The organism is Anaerobiospirillum sp. NML120449 (genome assembly GCF_023051105.1).
Classification (GTDB): Bacteria; Pseudomonadota; Gammaproteobacteria; order Enterobacterales; family Succinivibrionaceae; genus Anaerobiospirillum.
On sequence record NZ_JALKIL010000012.1, the window covers coordinates 11,330 to 33,806 of the forward strand.

General features: G+C 54.4%; 12 protein-coding genes and 1 tRNA gene. 3 read left to right on the plus strand and 10 right to left on the minus strand.

The window, feature by feature from the left end; translation table 11 throughout:
* The first annotated feature begins 1,169 nt into the window (after positions 1-1,169).
* A complete protein-coding gene (locus MXE41_RS05235; RefSeq protein WP_246978978.1) occupies positions 1,170-2,486 on the plus strand; it encodes a four-carbon acid sugar kinase family protein in 1,317 nt (438 codons plus the stop codon).
* A 984-nt stretch (positions 2,487-3,470) separates the two neighbouring features.
* Positions 3,471-3,544: transfer RNA gene (locus tag MXE41_RS05240), tRNA-Gly, on the plus strand.
* Positions 3,545-4,231: 687 nt separating this feature from the next.
* On the opposite strand, the gene MXE41_RS05245 is transcribed toward MXE41_RS05240, so the two are convergent.
* The 5 genes from MXE41_RS05245 to MXE41_RS05265 all read right to left on the minus strand — a co-directional run bounded on the left by MXE41_RS05245 (position 4,232) and on the right by MXE41_RS05265 (position 10,586).
* Positions 4,232-5,152 carry a flagellin gene (locus MXE41_RS05245; protein WP_247099605.1) on the minus strand — a complete coding sequence of 307 codons (921 nt, stop codon included), beginning with the start codon at positions 5,150-5,152 and terminating at the stop codon, positions 4,232-4,234.
* Positions 5,153-5,613: 461 nt separating this feature from the next.
* A complete protein-coding gene (locus MXE41_RS05250; RefSeq protein ID WP_247099606.1) occupies positions 5,614-6,528 on the minus strand; it encodes a flagellin in 915 nt (304 codons plus the stop codon).
* Positions 6,529-6,996: 468 nt separating this feature from the next.
* Entirely contained in the window at positions 6,997-7,914 is a 918-nt protein-coding gene (locus MXE41_RS05255; RefSeq protein ID WP_247099607.1) for a flagellin, read from the minus strand.
* Between the two features lie 327 nt (positions 7,915-8,241).
* Positions 8,242-9,156, minus strand: coding sequence for a flagellin (locus MXE41_RS05260; RefSeq protein WP_247099608.1), 915 nt, complete (start codon positions 9,154-9,156; stop codon positions 8,242-8,244).
* Between the two features lie 599 nt (positions 9,157-9,755).
* Complete coding sequence (locus MXE41_RS05265) at positions 9,756-10,586, minus strand: hypothetical protein (RefSeq protein WP_247099609.1); 831 nt, start codon at positions 10,584-10,586, stop codon at positions 9,756-9,758.
* Positions 10,587-11,004: 418 nt separating this feature from the next.
* Between MXE41_RS05265 and MXE41_RS05270 the strand changes: the two genes are divergently transcribed.
* Positions 11,005-11,658 carry a hypothetical protein gene (locus MXE41_RS05270; RefSeq protein WP_247099610.1) on the plus strand — a complete coding sequence of 218 codons (654 nt, stop codon included), beginning with the start codon at positions 11,005-11,007 and terminating at the stop codon, positions 11,656-11,658.
* Between the two features lie 679 nt (positions 11,659-12,337).
* On the opposite strand, the gene nagA is transcribed toward MXE41_RS05270, so the two are convergent.
* The 5 genes from nagA to thyA all read right to left on the minus strand — a co-directional run bounded on the left by nagA (position 12,338) and on the right by thyA (position 22,291).
* A complete protein-coding gene (gene nagA, locus MXE41_RS05275) occupies positions 12,338-13,525 on the minus strand; it encodes an N-acetylglucosamine-6-phosphate deacetylase (RefSeq protein ID WP_246978239.1) in 1,188 nt (395 codons plus the stop codon).
* A gap of 158 nt (positions 13,526-13,683) precedes the next feature.
* The gene (locus MXE41_RS05280; RefSeq protein ID WP_247099611.1) at positions 13,684-15,087 is read right to left on the minus strand and encodes a DEAD/DEAH box helicase; all 1,404 of its coding nucleotides are present in this window, start codon (positions 15,085-15,087) and stop codon (positions 13,684-13,686) included.
* A gap of 530 nt (positions 15,088-15,617) precedes the next feature.
* A complete protein-coding gene (locus MXE41_RS05285; protein WP_246978237.1) occupies positions 15,618-15,887 on the minus strand; it encodes a succinate dehydrogenase assembly factor 2 in 270 nt (89 codons plus the stop codon).
* Positions 15,888-17,460: 1,573 nt separating this feature from the next.
* Positions 17,461-19,476, minus strand: a complete 2,016-nt coding sequence (gene glmS, locus MXE41_RS05290) for a glutamine--fructose-6-phosphate transaminase (isomerizing) (protein ID WP_247099612.1) — start codon at positions 19,474-19,476, stop codon at positions 17,461-17,463.
* 2,020 nt (positions 19,477-21,496) lie between these two features.
* Complete coding sequence (thyA, locus tag MXE41_RS05295) at positions 21,497-22,291, minus strand: thymidylate synthase (RefSeq protein WP_247099613.1); 795 nt, start codon at positions 22,289-22,291, stop codon at positions 21,497-21,499.
* Positions 22,292-22,477: the final 186 nt, after the last annotated feature.

The window sequence follows — 22,477 nt, forward strand, 5'->3', positions numbered from 1 at the left end:
GGCTGTGATGTCAGGGCTGAGGGTTGGGGCCTTTGGTGCCGTAGCACCGGCTTTGTCGTCACGATGTGCAGGGCTCGTTGTCTTGCGGCGCAGGCATAGTGCCTGTTCATGCCCCTGTACAGCCAGTGTGGTCAACTATAGGGGCTGTGATGTCATGGTCTGAGGCGCTGGGACTTACGGTGCTGTGGCACCGGCTGTGTCGTCACGCTGCGCAAGGCCCGACGCCGGGTGGCGTTACGCTACCTGCGGCGTTACGCTGTGCGTCGCACGTTGCAAGGCGCCGCTTGCAGGGCTCGACGCCATGCTGTGCGCTGACTGCCAGGCCTGCGATGCATGCTGAGAGCTTGTCAGCTGTGCGTCCTACGGACCATAGTGACCAGTATGGGAGCCGCGATACGCTGTGCGCTGCCAGTCGTCTGGCGTTAAATGGCGGCTGTGGCGTCATAGCGCGCGGCACATAGTATGGGGACGCAGTCCAGATGAAAGTCTCTGTTGCACCGCCCCTGGGCCTGCTTTGGGTCTTTTATGCTGTGAGCTGCGCATAGTATGTGGCGTAACGCCATGACACTGACCTCCATGCCAGTCATGCTGACCCTTATGTCGTTACGCTGTGTGCGGCTTGCCTTTTGAACAGATGTATGGCTGAGGCATCATGGCGCGCGGCATGTCGCTGGCTGCCGCTGGCCAGTGCGGCGTTACGATATGCGCCGTATGCCAGTAGCTCTTGCGCCCTTGCCCCTTGTGCCAGCAGCCCTGCTGCAATGCTGCCTGTGATGTCATATGCTGCGGTGTTGCTCTATCCCTGCCCCGGGACAGCAGAGCAGGGCAAGGGCTTACCTTGTACTTTGGCCTCATGAGGGCTGTGTCCGGGCATGCTGCCTGGGGCTTGCCTGGCCTGCCGGGCTTTTATGGCCTGCACAGTCCTGCTGCTCTTTACAGGGCTGTAAAGGGCCTTCAGGCTGCGCCGGGCTGTAAATGACCTGAGTGGCCTTACATTACTGCTGCCCCTGCGCTGTGGCAGTGCGCCTGTGGTACCGGGACGCGGGGCTCTTTGCGGCGCCGGTGAAATGTTTATAATTGGTGCCCTGTCTGTCAGGAGTGACTGTAAGCTCTGGCAGGCAGGACTGCCCCGGGCTTTTGTGGTTTGTCTTATACAGGAAAAAAGAAATATGGCTCAATGCGTTGTGATCTCTGATGAAATTACCGGAGCCAGCTCAGTAGGTGCGATGCTGCAGAAGAACCGCTCTACTGTGTGCTCTCTGGTAAGTTCTCGTGGCCTTAAGGATCCGGCCACTCAGAAATACGACTGCCTGGTGTATTCCACCAACAGCCGTAATCTCATGCCATCTCAAAGCTATCAGATGGTTTTCTATGCAGGCAAACTGCTCAAGTCCAGTGACGTAAAACTCTATGCCAAGCGTATTGACCCGGCCATGCGCGGTAATACCTGTACCGAGACCCAGGCCCTGCTCGATGCCCTTGGAGACAACCGTGTGGCCATTGTGGTACCGGCCTTCCCTGAGCTCAAGCGCTCCAATGTGGGCGGTTATATCCTGGTAGATGGCAAGCCTGTAGAAAAGTCCCTGGTGGGCCTTGATGATCTGCGCCCTTATGACGGAGGCCGTGTAGCTGATCTCTTTACCGAGAAATTCCGCTACAAGTCCGAGGCTCTGCATCTTAAGGATCTCTTCCATGGCAGTGACTGTCTGGCTGCCAAGATTCGGGACCTTGCCCAGAGTGGTACCCGCGCCATTGTGCTTGACTGTACCTCTCAGCAGGACATCAACACCATTGCCGATGCCGTCATCAAGTCAGGCATCAAATTCATTGCTGTAGACCCGGGTCCTTTCACCGCCACCATGGCCCGCAAGGTCATGCGTGCCGGCAGTGCCGAGGACGGTCTTAATCAGAAGATCTTCGGTCTGGTGGGCGGCTCCAATCCTCTTATTGCCGCCCAGGTGGAAATGCTGCGCCTTGAGGAAAAGGCTCTGTTTGTACCGGTCAAGAATATTGACCTCATTGATGATGATCAGAAGCGTGCTGCCGAGATTGAGCGTGTAGTGACCAATGTGGTGGCCCGTGCTGATGACTTCACCACTGTCTTTGCCGTATCAGACCACCTGGGCGCCAATTCCCAGATTCTCATGCAGTTTGACCGTATGCTCGAGGAGAGCAACCGCAGCCCGGCCGAGGCCATGGACCTCATTGCCACAGCCTATGGCCAGATTACCCGCATGGTCATAGAGCGCTGCCCTTCCTTTAAGGCTGTTTACTCCACAGGTGCTGAATACACAGTGGCTATCTGCCGTGAGCTCAAGTCCCTTGGTCTGGAGATACAGGGCCAGGTACTGCCGCTGACAGCCTACGGCCAGCTGCTTGATGGCCCTTACGCAGGTATGCACTATGTGGCCTCAGCCACCTCCGCTACCGACCCGGCTACCCTCATCGAGAGTATCCAGTACCTGAGAAGAAAGATGGTCATTTAGCCCTGCCCCTGGGCCAGGGTAATGTCCTGGGGCCAGGGAAATGACCTGGCCAATGGCTTTGGCGGCCATGGTCCTGCGAGGATGACTGCCCGGGTCATGGCTTTGGCTGTCCTTGTGCATGGTAGATGGCTGTCCGGGTCATGGCTTAACCTGTCCGGGTCCTGGGATATGGCTGCCCAAGGTTACAGGCGTGAAAAAGCTGTGCTCAGTGAATGGTGAGGTTGGGGCTTTGCGGATAAGGGGTTGAGGTCTCTGTATATGCCGTGGACAGGTTTTTACCGTGAGGCCTTTGGGGTGAGCGGATGAATGGCATAAAAGAGGTGCCTTGAGACCGCAACTATGTCCTCAACCGGCAGGGGTCCTGGGACTTATGGTTGACAGGCTGGGGGACTTGGAAAGGCCGGACTGATGGGGCGTGGCTGTGAGGCATTGGCCCTGAGTACTACAGGTTCAACTGATGAGGGCCTTGACCCTAAAGGGGCCTTTATGGGCCTTGGGGCTAATTACTGGATGTCCAGTTGCTGCTATGCATACGCCATCAGTGAGGCATTGCGCTTGCCCGGCTTTGGGCCTTGCAGGGGCTTGGGGCTAATTACTTGATGTCCAGTTGCTGCTATGCATACGACATCAGTGAGGCATTGCGGTTGCCCGGCTTTGGACCTTTAGGGCGGCCTGGTAAGGACAGGATGACTGGACCTTTGCAGGGACTTGATGCTGCCCGCATGGGGCCTTGCAGGTTCAACAGATGTTAGCCTTAACCCTAAATTTGGCTTGACCATGCAGAGGCATTTTGGGTGCTTTGTGGCTAAGATCAATAGCGTTGGGACATATAACCTGCGTGGGGCTTGAAAGGTGGGGTTTTTGGGAAATGGCCCTGGAAAAGCCAGACCGGGAGTCCTTAGCCAGAAAGCACTGCTCTGAAAGCCTGCATCATTACTGGGCCTTACTTGCTTTTTTCCCAGGTAGTAATACAATCCAACGTGTGCGGCCTTAGTTTAGTGGTAGAACAGAAGCTTCCCAAGCTCCTGGCGCGGGTTCGAGCCCCGTAGGCCGCTCCACATAGCCAAATGCACAGAACAAGCTATGCTGCACCTGGCCTGAAACGCTTTTGTAGCCCCCTGCAGCAGCCGTCAACCTGCTCCCCTCCTGAAGCTGCTAAGCTCGTCTCATCCTCTCAGATTCTCACCTGACTGTAAGACTCCTTACAGGTCTTATCCAATCTAAACTCTCCCTTAAACAAAACCGAATACTTGTTCATACAGTCCATGGAGCCAGGTTCCAATGGAAGCTCGCTTTACGCCACCAGCTGCAAAATTTGCAGTTATTTTCATGCAAAGATATGCAATTGACTGCAAATTATGAAAGACGGCTGCATTGTTTTGCAGATAAATGAAAGTTTTGCATTTTTGCGCAAAAAATGAGTATGGTTCTGTGCTCTTGGCTGATGGCTGTTAAGAGGCGGGGTGTAGTCGTTTGTTGCTAAGGGAAGACGCAACGTTTTTAAGCGCAGCTGACTGGAGAGAAGTGAAGAAGATTGCCCGTAAAGAGCTGGAATCAAAAGGCGTGATGTCCTGGGGTCCTTGAGCACGCTGCTGTTAACCTGACTAATCTTACTTGAGTTAAGCTGGGTGGACCTTAAGCTGCATTGTTCATAAAACACCAAAGCCCCTGACCTTTGGGGATCAGGGGCTCCGGAGATGCTGCAGGACCATACAGGCCTGCAGCTCAGGCACGGGCTGCCTTGATTAGCCTAACAGGGACAGACCCAGTTGTGGACGGGTGTTAGCCTGCATGAGCATGGAGGTAGCAGCCTGCTGAATGATGGACTGCTGGGAGAGGTTGGCGGACTCTTCGGCGAAGTCTGCGTCACGAATACGGCTACGGGCGTCAGCCTGGTTGGCGGAAACGTTTGCCTGGTTGCGTATTGAACTTTCAAGACGGTTCTGGATTGCACCTAGGCCAGCACGCTCGGAGTCAATCTGAGCAATAAGGAAATCCATAGCCTGAATAGCAGTCTGAGCAGCATCAGCCTTGGAAAACTGGATTACTTTATTACCCTTATCATAGAAATTTTCAAGCTTAACTTGGTTCTGAGCTGCACCAAACTTTTTGGTAGCGTCAGCAATACGTGTGAAGTGGGCGTTACCTACGTCGAAGGTAATGGTGTCGCCCTTATTGGCGCCTACCTGCAGAGTTAACTGACCGGCGGATTCCTTGTCACCTACTAACAGACCAGTGTTCTTACCGCCATCAAGGATAAGAGCGCCACCGAAGCGGGTCTGACCAGCAATACGGTCAATTTCGGCTACCAGAGCAGTGGCTTCCTTGGAGAGGGCGGCCTTGTCCTCACCGGTGTTGGTGCCGTTGGCAGCCTGGACAGCCAGAGTACGGATCTTCTGGAGCATGCTGGTGGTTTCGTCCATGGCGCCTTCAATGGTCTGGGCAAGAGCAATACCATCTGCGGCGTTGCGGTTACCCTGGTTCAGGCCGTTAACCTGGGTGGTCAGGCGGGAGCTGATTTGTAAGCCAGCGGCGTCGTCCTTGGCAGAGTTAATTCTCAGGCCTGAACTGAGTCTCTGGTAAGTGGTAGTCAGCTGATTCTGGACATTGTTGAGATATCTGCGGCCATTTAAGCTGCTAACGTTTGTATTTACGTAAACGCCCATTTTGATGCTCCGGTATTTTCACTATTAGTTTCAGTTTTAATTGGGGCCACAGCAGTTGCCCTCACATGCAATTATATTAACGCCATGTATGTTTAAGCCTTGAATAGAGCTAAATCAATGAAAAATAAGCCGATTTTCATAAACGGCGCACACGCAAAATAGATATCAATTCTTGCGTTTAAGCGCCATGACCTCCGCATGGCAACTGCCGCTTAACGCCCGCAGTCAGGCCTTTCCACAATTATCTTAATATTCCTCATGCCTCATGATTTGCCTCCCGGCTCATTGGTAATTGCTTTACATAACGAAACCTTATGCTTTGGAGTTTTGTAAAGCGTTAACTGCCGGATTATGCTTTTCCATGCTCAAAAAACGCCAAAGCCCCTGACCTTTGGGGATCAGGGGCTCCGGAGAGGCTGCATGGACTTAGGAATGCTGCAGCCTTGTATGGACGTGCTGTATTAGCCTAACAGGGACAGACCCAGCTGTGGACGGGTGTTAGCCTGCATGAGCATGGAGGTAGCAGCCTGCTGAATGATGGACTGCTGGGAGAGGTTGGCGGACTCTTCGGCGAAGTCTGCGTCACGAATACGGCTACGGGCGTCAGCCTGGTTGGCGGAAACGTTTGCCTGGTTGCGTATTGAACTCTCAAGACGGTTCTGGATTGCACCTAGGCCAGCACGCTCGGCATCTACCTGAGCAATGAGGAAATCCATGGCCTGAATGGCGTTCTGAGCGGCATCAGCAGCCGAAAACTTGATTTTACCGTTCTCAAAGAACTTATTCATCTCGACCTTGCCCTGACCAGTGCCGAACTTGCCAGTGGCATTTGCAATCTTGGTGAAGTGGGCGTTACCTACGTCGAAGGTAATGGTGTCACCCTTATTGGCGCCTACCTGCAGAGTTAACTGACCGGCGGATTCCTTGTCACCAACTAACAGACCAGTGTTCTTACCGCCATCAAGGATAAGGGCGCCACCGAAGCGGGTCTGACCGGCAATACGGTCAATTTCGGCTACCAGAGCAGTGGCTTCCTTGGAGAGAGCTGCCTTGTCCTCACCGGTGTTGGTGCCATTGGCAGCCTGGACAGCCAGAGTACGGATCTTCTGGAGCATGCTGGTGGTTTCGTCCATGGCGCCTTCAATGGTCTGGGCAAGAGCAATACCATCTGCGGCATTGCGGTTACCCTGGTTCAGACCGTTGACCTGGGTGGTCAGGCGGGAGCTGATTTGTAAGCCAGCGGCGTCGTCCTTGGCACTGTTAATTCTCAGGCCTGAACTGAGTCTCTGGTAAGTGGTAGTCAGCTGATTCTGGACATTGTTGAGATATCTGCGGCCATTTAAGCTGCTAACGTTTGTATTTACGTAAACGCCCATTTTGATGCTCCGGTATTTTCACTATTAGTTTCAGTTTTGATTGGGGCCACAGCAGTTGCCCTCACATGCAATTATATTAACGCCATGTATGTTTAAGCCTTGAATAGAGCTGAATCAATGAAAAATAAGCCGATTTTCATAAACTGCGCACACGCGAAATAGATATCAATTCTGGCGTTTAAGCGCCATGACCTCAGCATGGCAACTGCCGCTTAACGCCCGTAGTCAGGCCTTTCCACAATTATCTTAATATTCCTCATGCCTCATGCCTCATGATTTGCCTCCCGACTCATTGGTAATTGCTTTACATAACGAAACCTTATGCTTTGGAGTTTTGTAAAGCGTTAACTGCCGTATGATGCTTTTCCATGCTCAAAAAACGCCAAAGCCCCTGACCTTTGTAGATCAGGGGCTCCGGAGAGGCTGCATGGACTTAGGAATGTTACAGCCTTGTTTGGACGTGCTGTATTAGCCTAACAGGGACAGACCCAGCTGTGGACGGGTGTTAGCCTGCATGAGCATGGAGGTGGCAGCCTGCTGGATGATGGACTGCTGTGAAAGGTTGGCGGACTCCTCAGCAAAGTCTGCGTCACGAATGCGGCTACGGGCGTCAGCCTGGTTGGCGGAAACGTTTGCCTGGTTGCGGATCGAACTCTCAAGACGGTTCTGGATTGCACCTAGGCCAGCACGCTCGGCATCTACCTGAGCAATGAGGTAGTCCATGGCCTGAATGGCGTTCTGAGCGGCATCAGCAGCCGAAAACTTGACTACACCACCATCGTAGAAAGTTTTGATATCAATCTTACCGGCACCACCGCCGCCAAACTTTTTAGTAGCATCGGCGATCTTGGTGAAGTGAGCATTTGCAATATCAAATGAGATGATGTCACCCTTATTGGCACCTACCTGCAGAGTAAGATTACCGGCAGACTTCTTACCGCCCTGTAACAGGCCTGTACCATCACTGCCATCAAGAATCAGAGCACCACCGAAACGAGTCTGGCCTGCAATACGATCGATTTCAGAAATCAGAGCAGTAGCTTCCTTGGAGAGAGCGGCCTTATCCTCGCCGGTGTTGGTGCCGTTGGCAGCCTGGACAGCCAGAGTACGGATCTTCTGGAGCATGTTGGTGGTTTCGTCCATGGCGCCTTCAATGGTCTGGGCAAGAGCAATACCATCTGCGGCGTTGCGGTTACCCTGGTTCAGGCCGTTAACCTGGGTGGTCAGGCGGGAGCTGATTTGTAAGCCAGCGGCGTCGTCCTTGGCACTGTTAATTCTCAGGCCTGAACTGAGTCTCTGGTAAGTGGTAGTCAGCTGATTCTGTACGTTGTTGAGGTATCTGCGGCCATTTAAGCTGCTAACGTTTGTATTTACGTAAACGCCCATTTTGATGCTCCGGTATTTTCACTATTAGTTTCAGTTTTGATTGGGGCCACAGCAGTTGCCCTCACATGCAATAGTACTAACGCGCCCTTTCATTTCAGCTTAAATAGACACACGCAGATGCGATACTCCCTGATTTATCGTAAACAGCACTACTGGACAAACTAAATAGATATAAAAATTTATTTACACCCTCTACTTACAGCCCTGGCGATTCACCCATGCCCTTCAAAGCCCATAAATACCAAAGCCCCTGACCTTTGTAGATCAGGGGCTCCGGAGAGGCTGCATGGACTTAGGGATGCTGCAGCCTTGTTTGGACGTGCTGTATTAGCCTAACAGGGACAGACCCAGCTGTGGACGGGTGTTGGCCTGCATGAGCATTGAGGTGGCAGCCTGCTGGATAATGGACTGCTGGCTCAGGTTGGCAGACTCTTCGGCGAAGTCTGCATCACGAATGCGGCTACGGGCATCCGCCTGGTTGGCGGAAACGTTTGCCTGGTTGCGGATCGAACTCTCAAGACGGTTCTGGATTGCACCTAGGCCAGCACGCTGTGCGTCGACTGCACCGATGATCTTATCAATGGCCTCAATAGTAGCCTGAGCACCGTCAGCAGTGGAAAGTAACAGCTTCTTATCAACATTCCAGAATTTATCAGCACCAGCACCAGCACCTTTATATCCAGCAAGCTCCATGGCTTTGGTGAACTTCATGTTGGCAACATCAAAGGAAATAGTGTCGCCCTTATTGGCGCCTACCTGTAAGGTCAGCTTGCCAGCACTGCCGTTATTGGTGCTGTAAATCGAAGTTGCACCTTTATCACTGCCGTCAAGTACGGTCTTACCACCGAACTTGGTCTGGCTGGCAATACGGTCAATCTCAGCTACCAGAGCAGTTGCCTCGGTGTCCAGAGCCTTACGGTCAGCCTCGGTGTTAGTACCATTGGCTGCCTGAACTGCCAGAGTACGGATCTTCTGGAGCATATTGGTGGTTTCGTCCATGGCTCCTTCAATGGTCTGGGCAAGGGCAATACCGTCAGAGGCATTACGGTTACCCTGGTTCAGGCCATTTATCTGGGTGGTCAGGCGGGAGCTGATTTGCAGGCCAGCGGCGTCGTCCTTGGCAGAGTTAATTCTCAGGCCAGAACTGAGTCTCTGGTACGTAGTAGTCAGCTGATTCTGTACGTTGTTGAGATATCTGCGGCCGTTTAAGCTGCTAACGTTTGTATTTACGTAAATGCCCATTTTGATGCTCCGGAATTTACTCTATTCTTTTCTTACAGATCTGGTCAGGCCACAGCAGATGCCCTGACGTGCTGCCTTATTAACGTGTTATTAACTATGTCCTTAAACAGGTGGCCATAAATACCAAAACAGGCTGATTTTTCGTACTTGAGCTGTTCATGTTCCCAAAATAGATGTAAATGACTTTATTTACATACCCTGAATTACGGGCGTTAAAGGCCACCATGCGGTATGGATTGCGGGCATGGAGAAGCACCAGTATGGGCCTTTTATGGGCTTAGTGCAGGGCGACTTATCATATTTTGTAAAGCATCTCAGCAGACTTCATTGCGCCATATGCAGGCTGCTGAAGGGCTTATGCATAAGCTTTACAGACAGCAGGGCACAGTATGGCGATGTTACGTTAACTGCTGTGTTTTCTTTGCTCTGGCGGCTGCAGGCTTCGATGCAGCCTTTTTGCCGCCCTATGCACTGCTCAGGGTCTGCCAGGAACTGCCTTAAGACTGACCTGCTCTGTCCTTGCTACTGGTCTTGCCAGTGCTTCTGGTCATGGCCTTAGCTGTGCTCTTGCCTGTGCCTTTGCCCTCGGATGTCCAGCCTTATGGCATTGCCGGGATTTTGCCATCACCTGGCCCACACATAACCGGATTTGCTATAACCTGATTAAAAATGAAACTGAGAGCCATCATCTCATCCATGTTAAAGCCGTCAAGATCATTCAAATAATCGAGCGTTCCCTTTTCAATAATCCTGGTAACCCTTATTTTGAAATTATCAAATGCGTCACGATGACGGACCACAGAGACAAGACTCATAGCCATAGCAGAGTCAACGGACTCAAGAAATGACTTCATTGAGTCAGACTCTAAAACACGGCTTGTCAATTGAGACTTCACATAAGACACTTTAGGATCGTTCAGGAAATCCTGGCATATCTGTCTAAAGTGCTCAAGTTCAATTGCGCTGGTACCGTCCTGGGGTATGACTGACTTTGGCAAGGCATTAACTATCATATCCAGCTCTGCATCCAGTGACATACTGATGCTCTTATCAACTATCAAAGAGATGCAAAATGGCAGCAGCTTTTGCGCAGCCCAAAGGGCAAGCTCAGAGGGAGACATTGAGTCAAAGTCCACCACAGTGCTGTCCCGATCTTCAAAGATCGGCTTATGAAAACTTTTTGTGCCTGGAGGCAGATCATATGGAACTCTGTCCCTTTCCAGCTCGAGCTCAGCCTCAACGCTGTAGAGAAAATCTTTATAGCTGCCAATATGATCGTTAAAGTACTGCTCTGCTACGGTGTAATCCCTGCGTCTTATATCACTGAGCATCTGAAGCACCATTATGCTGCTGTCTTTCCTGTCACTGTGCTCAGTTAAAAGCTCCCTCAAGCTGTCATACATAGCCTGAATATCATTAATTCTGGCCATAAGCGCAAAGTTCACCAGAGTCTCATTGTCTGCAAATGCCATAAAGGCATCAGAGGCATTTTGTAACAGACTATACAGATCATTCTTAGTATCTGCCTTGAGAACTTCAGCATAATAAGAGTCGTTGTACTCAGAAAGTCTGTCCTCGACCATAGTCCTGATTATGCTCTGAGCTTTCCTGGCTTTGGCTGCTCCCTTGTAACGTGTTTGTTCATACTCGCTGACAGCCTCACGCTCAGCCCTCTCCTTTAAATCATGGTTTACACATTTATCAGCATAAATGTCGCAAACACATTTCATAATCTGTAACTTGCACGACTCTCGATCAAAATCAACATGCTCCTGACTGCTTTGAGCAAATGATGCCCTGGTGGTGGAGGTGATTTTTGCTGATTCTGATGCATCTGAGGCAGTGCTTTTGGCTGATTCTTGTGCCTCGGCAGCAGAGCTCTTTGCCCTGGTCCTGGTGCTTTTGGCTGATTCTTGTGCCTCGGCAGCAGAGCTCTTTGCTCTGGTCCTGGTGCTTTTGGCTGATTCTGATGCATCGGTGCCAGAGCTCTTTGCCCTGGTCCTGGTGCTTTTTGCTGACTCTGAAGCCTCGGTGCCAGAGCTCTTTGCTATGGTCCTGGTGCTTTTGGCTGACTCTGATGCATCGGCAGCAGAGCTCTTTGCCCTGGTCCTGGTGCTATTTGCTGACTCTGATGCCTCGGCGGCAGGGGTCTTTGCCCTGGTCCTGGTGCTTTTTGCTGACTCTGATGCCTCGGCGGCAGGGGTCTTTGCTCTGGTCCTGGTGCTTTTTGCTGACTCTGATGCCTCGGCGGCAGGGGTCTTTGCCCTGGTCCTGGTGCTTTTTGCTGACTCTGATGCCTCGGTGGTGGAGCTCTTTGCCCTGGTCCTGGTGCTTTTTGCTGACGCTGATGCCTCGGTGGTGGAGCTCTTTGCCCTGGCTGCAGTGCTTTTGACTGATGCCGATGTCTTCACTTTCTTTGATGCCACTTCCTCTGACTTTGAGGTGCTTTTCTTATTGCCAGTCATACTGCTCACCTTGTCTCCATTAATAAAACTTCGGTAAATACCACTGAGGCACAGCATGTGCCACCTGCAGGCCGTTCTGGCTCAGCAGGTCTGTCTGCAGCTGTTTCTTATTTAAATATACATAATGGCAGCGCTTATGTCTTTAGCTGATGTTCACGTAATCATGATTTACACTCAGATTGCGGCACAAGATAAATCTTTTAGGACGCATCTTGCGCAAATTTCGTTTTGTGCCTGACTATCTGCCATGACGCGTATTGTTTTCTAAGACAATGATATGAGCAGCACAAGACGAGAGTAATGGGCTGGAACTGGTTTGCTGCAGCGGAGAGAAAGGAATGTGAAAGGATGGAGATGAAGCAGGCTGGGGTATGATCTGCCTGACTGGTCAGCCCTGCACTGGGTGCACGCATGCTCCAGGGGCTGTGCCGGGCCATGCCATGGTCGTGGCCTGACCTGCACATGGCTTTGCCTGGCGCATGGCTGCTGCCTGCATGACCATTCGGTGGGGTACCTGCCCGTTTGCCTGTTGTGCGCGGACACGGGACGGGGTTGAGATTTTGCCTGGGGTGATGAAATGCCAAGGGCACCTTTGTCCTGGCATGATGATTCATGTGTCAGGATAAAGGTGCCCTTGAGAGGGCCAGCCCGGCAGGGCCGGGCTGGCTGGTGCCTCGCCCCGGGGCTGGGGGCCTGGGGCGTGCGGCGTGGCTGTCTTAGATAAGCTCGGCTGTGGTCTTTAAGAAGCCGTTCTGGATGACGTAGCGGATCTTGAAGTCGTCGTTGAAGACGATAAGGTCAGCACGATAGCCGTGGTCAATCCAGCCGGACTCGTAGTCAAGGCCCAGTACACGGGCTGGAATGGTGGAGGCGGCCATCAGGGCCTCATCAAGAGGAATACCACAGGTCTTAACCAGGAACTTGACGCCGTCCATCATACAGATGTTGGTGCCCACCAGTGAGCCCTTGGCATCGATAAGACCGCGCTTGGAGTCGTTGAATACTTCAGTACCGGCTACGGTAAAGGAGTTCATGACCTCTGGAGAGCCTGCAATGGCCTGAGAGTCAGAAACGATGTACATGCGGTCCTTGAGCATCTGGTGCACGATACGAACAATGGCAGGGTGCACGTGACGGCCATCGGCAATCACACCGGCTCTTACGGTCTGGGCGTTGAGTACGGCACCGATAATGCCTGGCTCACGGCCGTTGAGCGGACGCATGGCGTTGAACAGGTGGGTAATGTTGTTCACACCCATCTTGAAAGCATCAACAGTATCGTTGAAGGAGGCATTGGTGTGACCAAGAGACAGCTTCATGCCCATGCCCATCAGTTCCATGAGGAACTTGCCGCGTACAACTTCAGGAGCTACGGTCATGTAGGCGATGTTGTCGATATTGTCACGCAGGTAGGCAAGGTCGGAATTGGAGATACCACGGATATAGCCGCTGCCATGGAAGCCCTTGCGCTCAGGGTTGATAAATGGACCCTCAAGGTGAATACCAGGACATACGCCAGGGTGCTTGTCCATGAACTTGCGTACGGCAGCCAGAGCACGGGTCATGCTCTCACGTGGACCTGATACCAGAGTTGGAACAAAAGTCAGGGTACCGCGCAGAGTAAGCCAGCGACGCATACGCTCAAGGCCGTCAAGGCTCAGGTCTGAGGAGAAGGTGACACCGGCACAGCCATTGACCAGCAGATCAATAAAGCCCGGGGCTACGTGCATGCCGTTAAGATCAATTTCCTCGGAGGTGCCGTCCTCAAGCAGCACAGGGTCCACCGGAATAATACGGTGGTTCTGAACTGCAATGCTGTCAGCGCCTTCAAGTACACCCTTGGACAGGTGCAGTTTTGCATTACGCAAAATGGTTGCACCCATTGACTTAGTTCCTAAAATCATATGCTTTCATCATGCCGGCTTAGTTGGAAATCAGGCATGCTCGACTACAGTCATGAGCATGATTCCAGGCAGTAATTCTGACAGGTTAAACCCGCCCGGCGCCGAGACCGCACGGATATTAATCAGGACCTGAGCTTACGACCTGCTCTAAAATTCTTTTACTGCTGCCTGTCAGGCTCAGAGCCCTGTGCAGCTCCGGCATTAACCCTGCCGGCAAGGCGGGCAGCCTTTTTCTCACGTTTGGCTGCAAAATCTGGCTTGCCCTTGTTCTTTTTATCACGCAGGCGCACCTTTTTACGCGGCTTTTTGTCCTCGCGGGCCTTTTTGTCAAAACCGCCATTTGGTGAAGCACGGCTGCGCTTCTTCTCACTTTGATGGACTACACCCACCTCCTCAAAGGAGGCACACAGGCCCTTGATGGCTCTGCGCTCCACAGTACGTCCTGTATAGCGCTCAATGCGCTCGAGAGTGGCAAATTCGTCAGCCTGAACGAGGCTGATAACCACACCCTTTGCTCCGGCACGTGCCGTTCTTCCGGCGCGGTGCACATAGATCTCGCCCTTTGACGGCAGGTCAAAGTTGTAAACGTGAGTTACATCTTCAAGATCAAGACCGCGAGAGGCCACGTCAGTAGCAATAAGGATGGAGACTTCGCCGTCACTAAAACGACGCAAAGCCGCTTTTCTCTCCTGTTGTGAGCTTTCACCCTGCAGGCTTGCAAACGCCATGCCTTGACGCTTTAACAGTGCAGCAAGGCGGCTTAAATTGTCGCGGGTGCGGACAAAAATAATGCTTTTTCCCTGCACTGTGGTCAGCAGGTGGAAAAGAATTTTGACCTTCTGGGAATCATTGGCTGCGTAGTAAGCACGTGACTGAAGCAGCTCAGGGAGCTTTTCACTGCTCTGGTCAGACTCACCTGCGCTGACTTCATGAGGGTTGTTAAGCACATTGCTGGCAAAATCACGGACACCAAAGCCCTCAAGCGTAGCTGAAAAGAGCATGGTCTGATAGCGGCGGTCGAGCTGACGGGTAATTTCGGCTATGTCATCACGAAAGCCCATGTCTAGCATGCGGTCGGCTTCGTCAATGACCAGAATTTCGACATCACGGCTGTCAAACCAGCCCTTTTTGAGAAATTCCTGGAGACGTCCCGGGGTGGCACACACAATATTAGGCAGCTCATCGCGCTGACGGGCACGATCCTCACCGCCTATGATGGTTCCAGCGGTAATGGCTTCGGTGATTTCCCCCTCACCTGACTCAATGGCCTCATCCTGGGAGGCCAGCAGGTCGCGGGCTACGTTCATAATCTGAATGGCCAGCTCACGGGTAGGCTCAAGAATAATGCACTGTACGCCCTTACGTGGTCTCTGAGCCAGACGGGCAATAACAGGCAGCAAAAAGGCTGCACTCTTGCCTGTACCTGTCGGAGCACCGCCCAGGATATCAGCTCCCTCCAAAGCAGCCGGAATCACCAGGCTCTGTACAGGGGTAGGCTCTTCCCAGCCCATCTTTTCAATGGCATCAAGGACAAAACCAGGTAAGGTAAACTCTTCAAACATTACATCATCTCTTCAAAAACTTCAGACCTGCAGTACTCACACTGCCTGGGCTGCACTCAGCCCACCGGGGCAGCCTCAGCTGCCCAGGCTCTCCCGTTACCGCCATGCGCCCGGCTCACGCAGCCAGCCCCTGCCCGGAGCCTGGCGCGTTGCGCCTGCGCACGCTGCCGCCCGTACCCTCCTCTGGGCAGGATCAACAGCCAATGTTCCTCAGGCGGCACTGCCGGGGCTGCCTTGCAGAGTTGCAGCAATGCCCGCATGCACAGTCCAGCTATGCCACGAAGTTACCCTCAGACAGCTGCTGCCTGACAGTCAGGCACAACAAGGCCGCCCCTGCTGCTTACGGCATCAGGGCACAGTACAGAGCATGCTGCCATGGGCTTTTGCCCGGCCCTGACCAGGCATGGCCAGGTTGGGCTGCCATAAAGCCGGCAGCCAGAATCAGAGCTCAACGCTCCGGGCACGGCCAGGCTGACCACGCCGGGCATTACCAGGACAGGCCGGGTAATGCCCGGCCAGTGCGACAGGGCTTATACGCCTTCGCGGCCGGCACGGGTAGCGTGACAGGCAATGATGGTCTCAACCATCTTCTGACGACGCTCACTGTCAGGGCTCTCAGTCTGATGCAGCCAGCGGAACAGCTGGAGGTCGGTTGCATCAAGCAGGTCCATATAATCATCGACCACTTCAGGCGCCATGCCTGGCAGATCGTGCTCGACAAAAGGCAGCAGCATTAAATCAAGCTCGCGCATACCGCGACGGGACTGCCACTTAATCTTGCCCCAGTTAATCTCACTCATAATTTACTCATCCTCATTGGTGTTGCCCCCACATACTAAGGCCAGCCCAGCCCGCCACCACAGTGACGGCCAAAAGGCTGACAGCCAGAGCAGCTGCGCAGCAGTGCAGCCCTATGCTGCAGCTGCAGCTGCTGCCGCTGGCATCATCACGGTCAGACCACAGGCAGACGGCGCGTGCCCTTACCTGGCTCAGGGTCAGGCTCTGATGCCAGCAAAGACGTATCAGCATCAGCTCTGAGCCGCTGTCATGGCAGCAGCCAGCATGCTTACTGGACTCAAGTCCGGCACTACGCTGCAGCTTTCTACCTGACTGACTTGAGCACTGCCGGACTCAGGCAGCGCCTGGCTGGCCAGACCTGGCCTTGCCAGGTTGCAGTCAGCTCAGGCTGGTAAGCCATTGCAGGCTGGTTTGAGCTGCATATCAGCTCAAACCAGCCGGGCTTGAGCACAGCCACTGCCGGGCCTGCCCGGTAAGCATGACAGCTAAAACCTGGCGCAGCAGCGCAGCGGCGCAGCAGCACGCTCAGCTCCAGGCTGCTCACAGCTGCCCGTCTGCCTGATGCCTGTTCTATAAGCGCAGCTCACAGAGCTCAGTACAGGATCAGGCAGACATGCTGTTTGTAAGGCGGCTGACTGCCGGGCTTGCCGTCTGGCGGACATCACAGCCAGCTGCAGGCCGACGTACGCTTTACTGGTGCTGTACCGGCGCTGACTGCGCTGCTGTGAGTACTGCAGTTGTGTGCAACTGTCCGCGGTCGTGCTGTGCAGTGCTGGCGCAAGATTCATTATGGCCGGGTCCGGTCACAGTGGCGCAGCTGGCTGTTATCCAGCAGCGCGGCCACTGCCGCTCATACATTTACTCCTTAGTGGGGAGCTCCATGATAAGGGCAGCAAGGCGCTCAGGGGCTCATCCCGTAATTATCGGAAAAAATGAGCCCCTGGTCAAAATTGACTGCCGATAATGACCCGCAGCTGCAGCCGGTGCCAGGACCTGCCAGACAGCTGCAGGGCAGCTGCCCGGCTGCAGCTCCTGGGCTTACCCGGCTGTTGTTCCTGTATGTGCCCGGCAACGGCCCCTGACCAGTACCCGTCATGGGATCAGGCAGCGCTCAGCGCAGCTGTGATTGCCCTGACAAGCCTGAAAGCTTCAGGCAGGTCAGAGCAACAGGTGAGGCGCTCAGCACTGCTGTGGCGGACCGGGTAAGACTGGGAGCTTAACGCAGACTGCAGCGGCCTGGATTAGACCATGGTGGCTACTGCAGCCAGAATCAGACCGGACTGTTACGAGCAGTCGGGCTCAAATATGGCCTGTCGCTGCAACATGGCTGTCGCTGCAACATGGCTCAGGACCTGACAGTATGCAGCGCCGGGATCAGGCATGGCAGGCTTGCGCCACCTTGCTCAGATCTGGCAGAACTCTTGTGCCGACCTCAGATATGGCTGTTGCTTCAGGCGCGCTGAGGTCGGGCAGGATTGCGGTCACACAGGTCGGCTGGGCGGGAAGAGGTGGCGGTGGCACGCCCTGGCGCGTTGGCGCCGGGGCGTGCGGGGGCTTGCCTTGATAACAGGTGGGCTATTCCACAGTTACGGACTTGGCCAGGTTGCGTGGCTGGTCGACGTCGGTGCCGTTGATAACGGCTACGTGATAGGACAGCAGCTGCAGCGGAACGGTGAAGATAATCGGGCTGATGAAGTGCGGTACTTCATTGACAGGAATGAGGGTGCACTGGGCCGGGTCGAGCTCTGCCTTGAAATTGTTGCCCGGGAAAATGTACAGTCGTCCGCCACGGGCACGTACTTCCTCGATATTGGAGACCAGCTTGGGCAGCAGCTCATTGTCAGGGGCTACCACAATTACCGGCATGGAGCTGTCAATCAGGGCTATAGGGCCGTGCTTGAGCTCGCCTGCGGCATAGCCCTCGGCGTGGATATAGGAGATTTCCTTGAGCTTGAGAGCACCTTCAAGAGCTACCGGGTACATAAGACCACGACCAAGGAAGAGAGCATGCTGCTTGCCGGCAAAGTCATGGGCCAGCTGCTCAATACGGCCATCAAGACTCAGCACCTGATTAAGATATGTCGGAGCTGCCTGAATCTGGGCAATAAGGTCAGCAGCCTGCTCAGCGCTGATGGTATTGCGGGCTCGTCCCAGGGCTACGGTTAACATGTTCAGGGCCAGCAGCTGGGTGGTAAATGCCTTGGTGGAGGCCACGCCAATCTCGGCACCGGCACGGGTCAGGAAAGCAAAGTCAGACTCACGCACCAGAGAACTGTTGGCCACATTGCAGATACACAGGGTATAGCGGTAGCCCCGGCTGCGCGCAAGGCGCAGGGCCGCAAGAGTATCAGCTGTTTCACCTGACTGCGAGAGAGTCACAAACAGAGCATTGTCCGGAACGATATTGCTGTGATAGCGAAATTCCGAGGCAATGTTTACTGTGGTGGCCACCCGGGCATATTCCTCAATGAGGTATTTGCCTGTCAGACCGGCATGAAATGAGGTGCCACAGGCCACAATCTCCACATGCCTGATATCCCTCAGCACACTGAGAAAATCCATTCCGCCTGGCTCCCCAGCGGCAGCTGCGCCGTTGGCGGCGCTGGTTGCGGCGGTGGCGCTGCCAGTGAAGGCATCGGCCAGGATATTGTCGCTGCCCAGGCGGCCCATCATGGTGTTATTAAGGGCCTCAGGCTGCTCAAAGATTTCCTTTTGCATGTAGTGACGGAAGCCGCCCTTGCCCAGGACTTCGGCTGTGCTCTCAAGGGAGCAGATATCACGCTCTGCCTTAAGGCCCTGACGGTCATAAAGCTCAATGTGGTCACGGCGGATAAGGCCCCTGTCACCCTCTTCAAGGTAGATAAAACGGGAGGTAACCGGCAGCAGCGCCAGCACATCTGAGGCAATGAAGTTTTCACCAATGCCAAGGCCCACCACCAGAGGTGATCCCTCACGGGCAATGATGATTTCATCAGGATTGCTCTTTTCAATCACAGCCACGGCATATGATCCATGGACCTGACTGAGAGCCATATTCAGGGCACGGTAACCTGGGCTGTGCTCAGCACAGTCGCCGGCACTGCTGCCATCCTGGCCCTGGCCCTCATCTGACTGCCCAGCGGCCTCCTGGCCGCAGGCGCTGCCGCCACAGCAGCTGCCAGTGAGCTCATCTGAAAGTATGCGGGTAAGGCAGGAGTCAATCAGGGCAGCCAGGACTTCGGTGTCGGTGGAGCTTTTAAACTCATAGCCATCGGCACTCAGGCGCTCACGAAGCTCCTGATAGTTTTCGATAATGCCATTGTGGACCAGAGTAATGGCTCCGACCTGATGAGGATGGGCATTTTCCACTGTAGGACGGCCATGGGTAGCCCAGCGGGTATGGGCTATACCACAGCAGCCATCGGCATGAGCTTCTTTTACCAGAGCCTCAAGAGCACTGACCTTGCCCGTGCTTTTAATAATCAAAGGGTCATCAGCTCTGGCAAAGCACAGACCTGAGGAATCATAACCACGGTACTCAAGAGCCTTAAGACCATAGAGCAAAATTTCAGCAACAGGACGCTGAGCAATTGCACCGACAATACCACACATACTTTTTACATCTCCAAGTCAGCCCACCCAGCCTCCGCAAGGCAGGCCTGTCGGCCCGCCTGGCAGCTGGCGGGTGGCTGCAACACATCCCGCAAATATCCGGACAAGTAAGGCACAGCCATGTGCTGCGCGCTGAGCACTGAGTGCTGCGCACTGCGCAGCAGGCGGGCGGGCAGGCAGGCATGAATGCACCCCCTGCCTGCTGCCATGCTGGCGCCCTGACCACTCAGGTGCAGCTTCAGGCACAAAAACCGACGCTGCCGTGCAGGCCGGCCGACCTGGCCTGCGACAGGGGCAGGCCGGCTCAAATTCCGACGGTCAGTTTAACTGCCGCCCAGCTTAACAGCTGTCCGGCTTACCAGCAGCCTGCCTGTCTGACCGCCCCTCATCCAGAGTGCAAAAGCCTGTCTCCAGCCCTGTCAGCTGCAGACTGCCTGATACTGACCTGACGTGCAGGCAGTTACCGGCTCACAGGACTCAGCCTGCCGACCATAGCAGAGCTCTATAGGCAGGCTGTGCCATGAAAGCCCAGCTCAGTCCAGCCATCAGCTCGAGGGCTGGGCGCGGGCATCATGGCCTGAGGGCAGCTGCCTCGTGGGTCCTCAGGGACCAGATGTTCAGGCAGGCCTGAACAGCAGGCGCAGCTGCAGCTGCTGGCTCCTGGTGAAGGGTCGGCTCTGCTTGCCTGAATCTGAGTACTGTTGCGCTTTGAGGCATTATGGCCTGCATGGGCCAGGCCTTTGGGGCATACCGGGCTGTGCCTTTGAGCGGTCTTGAGTGGCCCTGGGACAGCCGTCCTCCAGACTAAAAGCCAGCCCCGTGGCCGGCCTGACAGGTCAGTCTGACAGCCAATGCAAAGGACATCGCCATGAGAGGCAGGCGGACTGCTGCTCTGAGCGCGGCCTGGCAAGAGGCCTGGTAAAAAGCCCGGTCTGCCTTAATTGCTGGCAGGTGGCTGGCCGTATTTGGTTACGGATATGAGCAGCCGTGAGCACCATGCTCACAGCAGCTGCGGGGCCGCCCCTGATTAGCGGCATTAATGGCGCTCTTCAGGGGCAGTTCACACTGAAATGCCAGGCAGAACGTGCTGTGCGGCTCTGCGCAGGCAGATGGTCATTTTATCAGCAAAAAAGCCGCTGACAGCGGTATGTTTCGGGTCTGTGATAATGATGTGCACTGGTGCAAGGCCCTGTGATTTTCTGTGCCCGCACAAGTGCAAGGGATTAGCTTTTTGAGGGAGGGTCAAAGGAGAGCGCCAGGGCAGGTTCGGGCCTGGGACCTTGCCCTGGTTCATGCCCCAGGTTCAGCTAAAGCTCCATCAGTGTCAGATAGCATGTCAGCACTGGGGATTTATGCTTTGGACAGGGCTGGGAGACAATTGCCCGACGGCTTGCTCAAATGGGGTGGGACTGCTCAGACAGAGATGTCCGTGCAAAGGACTGCTTTTGAGAGACGGTCACGGGACAGGCTGGCTATTAAGGGCCAGGAAGAGGGCAGAGTGGAGCTGGCAGCCGTGCTTTTCATATGGGGATCCATGCACACTGGATTTTGAGAGGGCTGCTATGGTGGACAGACTTCATATGGATGTAGGTCTCTGAGCCGCGCTGGTTATAGCTGCGCCTGTGCAGGTCACACGCGGCCATGGCACGGCAAAGCCCCTACTCTCACCCATACTTCAGCAAAGCTGATGCAGGCTGCAGGTTCGGAAGGGACTGGCTGGACGTGGCTGGAATAGGATGGGAGTGGATGAAAGGTGCAGGTCTGAGAGCTTTGCTATGCGCGGACAGTCTGCATTTCATGACATCCTGCATGGTCAAGGCTGGTTCTGGCCCTGGCATTTCAAGAGCATGTGCAGATACAGGCCTGCCTTTGCAGCAGGCTGCATGGCCCGGACGGCGGGACTGCTCGAATGGGTGCGCCTGAGCATGGCCCGGGTCGGGCTCAGACAGGCCGGGCAGGCCTGATGGCCTGCCCGGTGTGGATGATGATGGGGTCTGGGTCCTTCTGGACAGTGCGTGGCCTATACGGCTATTGGTGCCTTGATGACAGGGTATGGATCGTAGTCGACCAGCTCGAAGTCCTCGAATTTGTAGTCGAAGATGCTCTCAGGCTTGCGCTTGATGAGCATGCGTGGCAGGGCACGCGGGGTGCGGGAGAGCTGCTCGCGGGCCTGCTCAAGATGGTTGAGATACAGGTGGGTATCACCGCCGGTCCAGACAAACTCACCTGGCTTGAGGCCACACTGCTGGGCCATCATCATGGTAAGCAGGGCATAGGAGGCGATATTAAATGGTACGCCCAGGAAGAAGTCGCAGCTGCGCTGATAGAGCATGCAGCTTAAGGAACCATTGGCTACATAGAACTGGAACATCATGTGGCATGGAGGCAGGGCCATATTGTCCACATCAGCCACATTCCAGGCATTTACTATGAGGCGGCGGCTGTTCGGGTTGTTCTTAATCTGCTCGACCACATTGGAGATCTGATCGATAACGCGACCGTCGGCACATTCCCAGCGACGCCACTGCTTGCCATAGACCGGGCCCAGTTCGCCGTTTTCATCGGCCCACTCGTCCCAGATAGTTACCTTGTTGTCATTGAGATATTTGATATTGGTGTCACCGTTTAAAAACCACAGCAGCTCATGAATGATGGAGCGCAGATGTACTTTCTTGGTGGTCAGCAGCGGAAAATGAGTGCTGATGTCAAAGCGCATCTGAGTGCCAAAAAGGGATACGGTACCAGTGCCGGTACGATCACCGCGCTCGGTGCCCTCATCCATGATTTTCTTCATTAAGTCCAGATAAACCTGCATACCGCTCTCCATGCCGAAAAAAGTACAGGGGCATTGTGCCCGTAAGGACTGCTTAAAACAGCGACGGATTATTGTACCCCAATTGTCCGCCGGGCAAGCCAGGCTCCGCCCAAAACAGTTCAGGCCCGCAACCCTCCCTTTGTGGGGAGAGCTGCGGGCCTGATATCACGCCATAAGGCAGGGGCC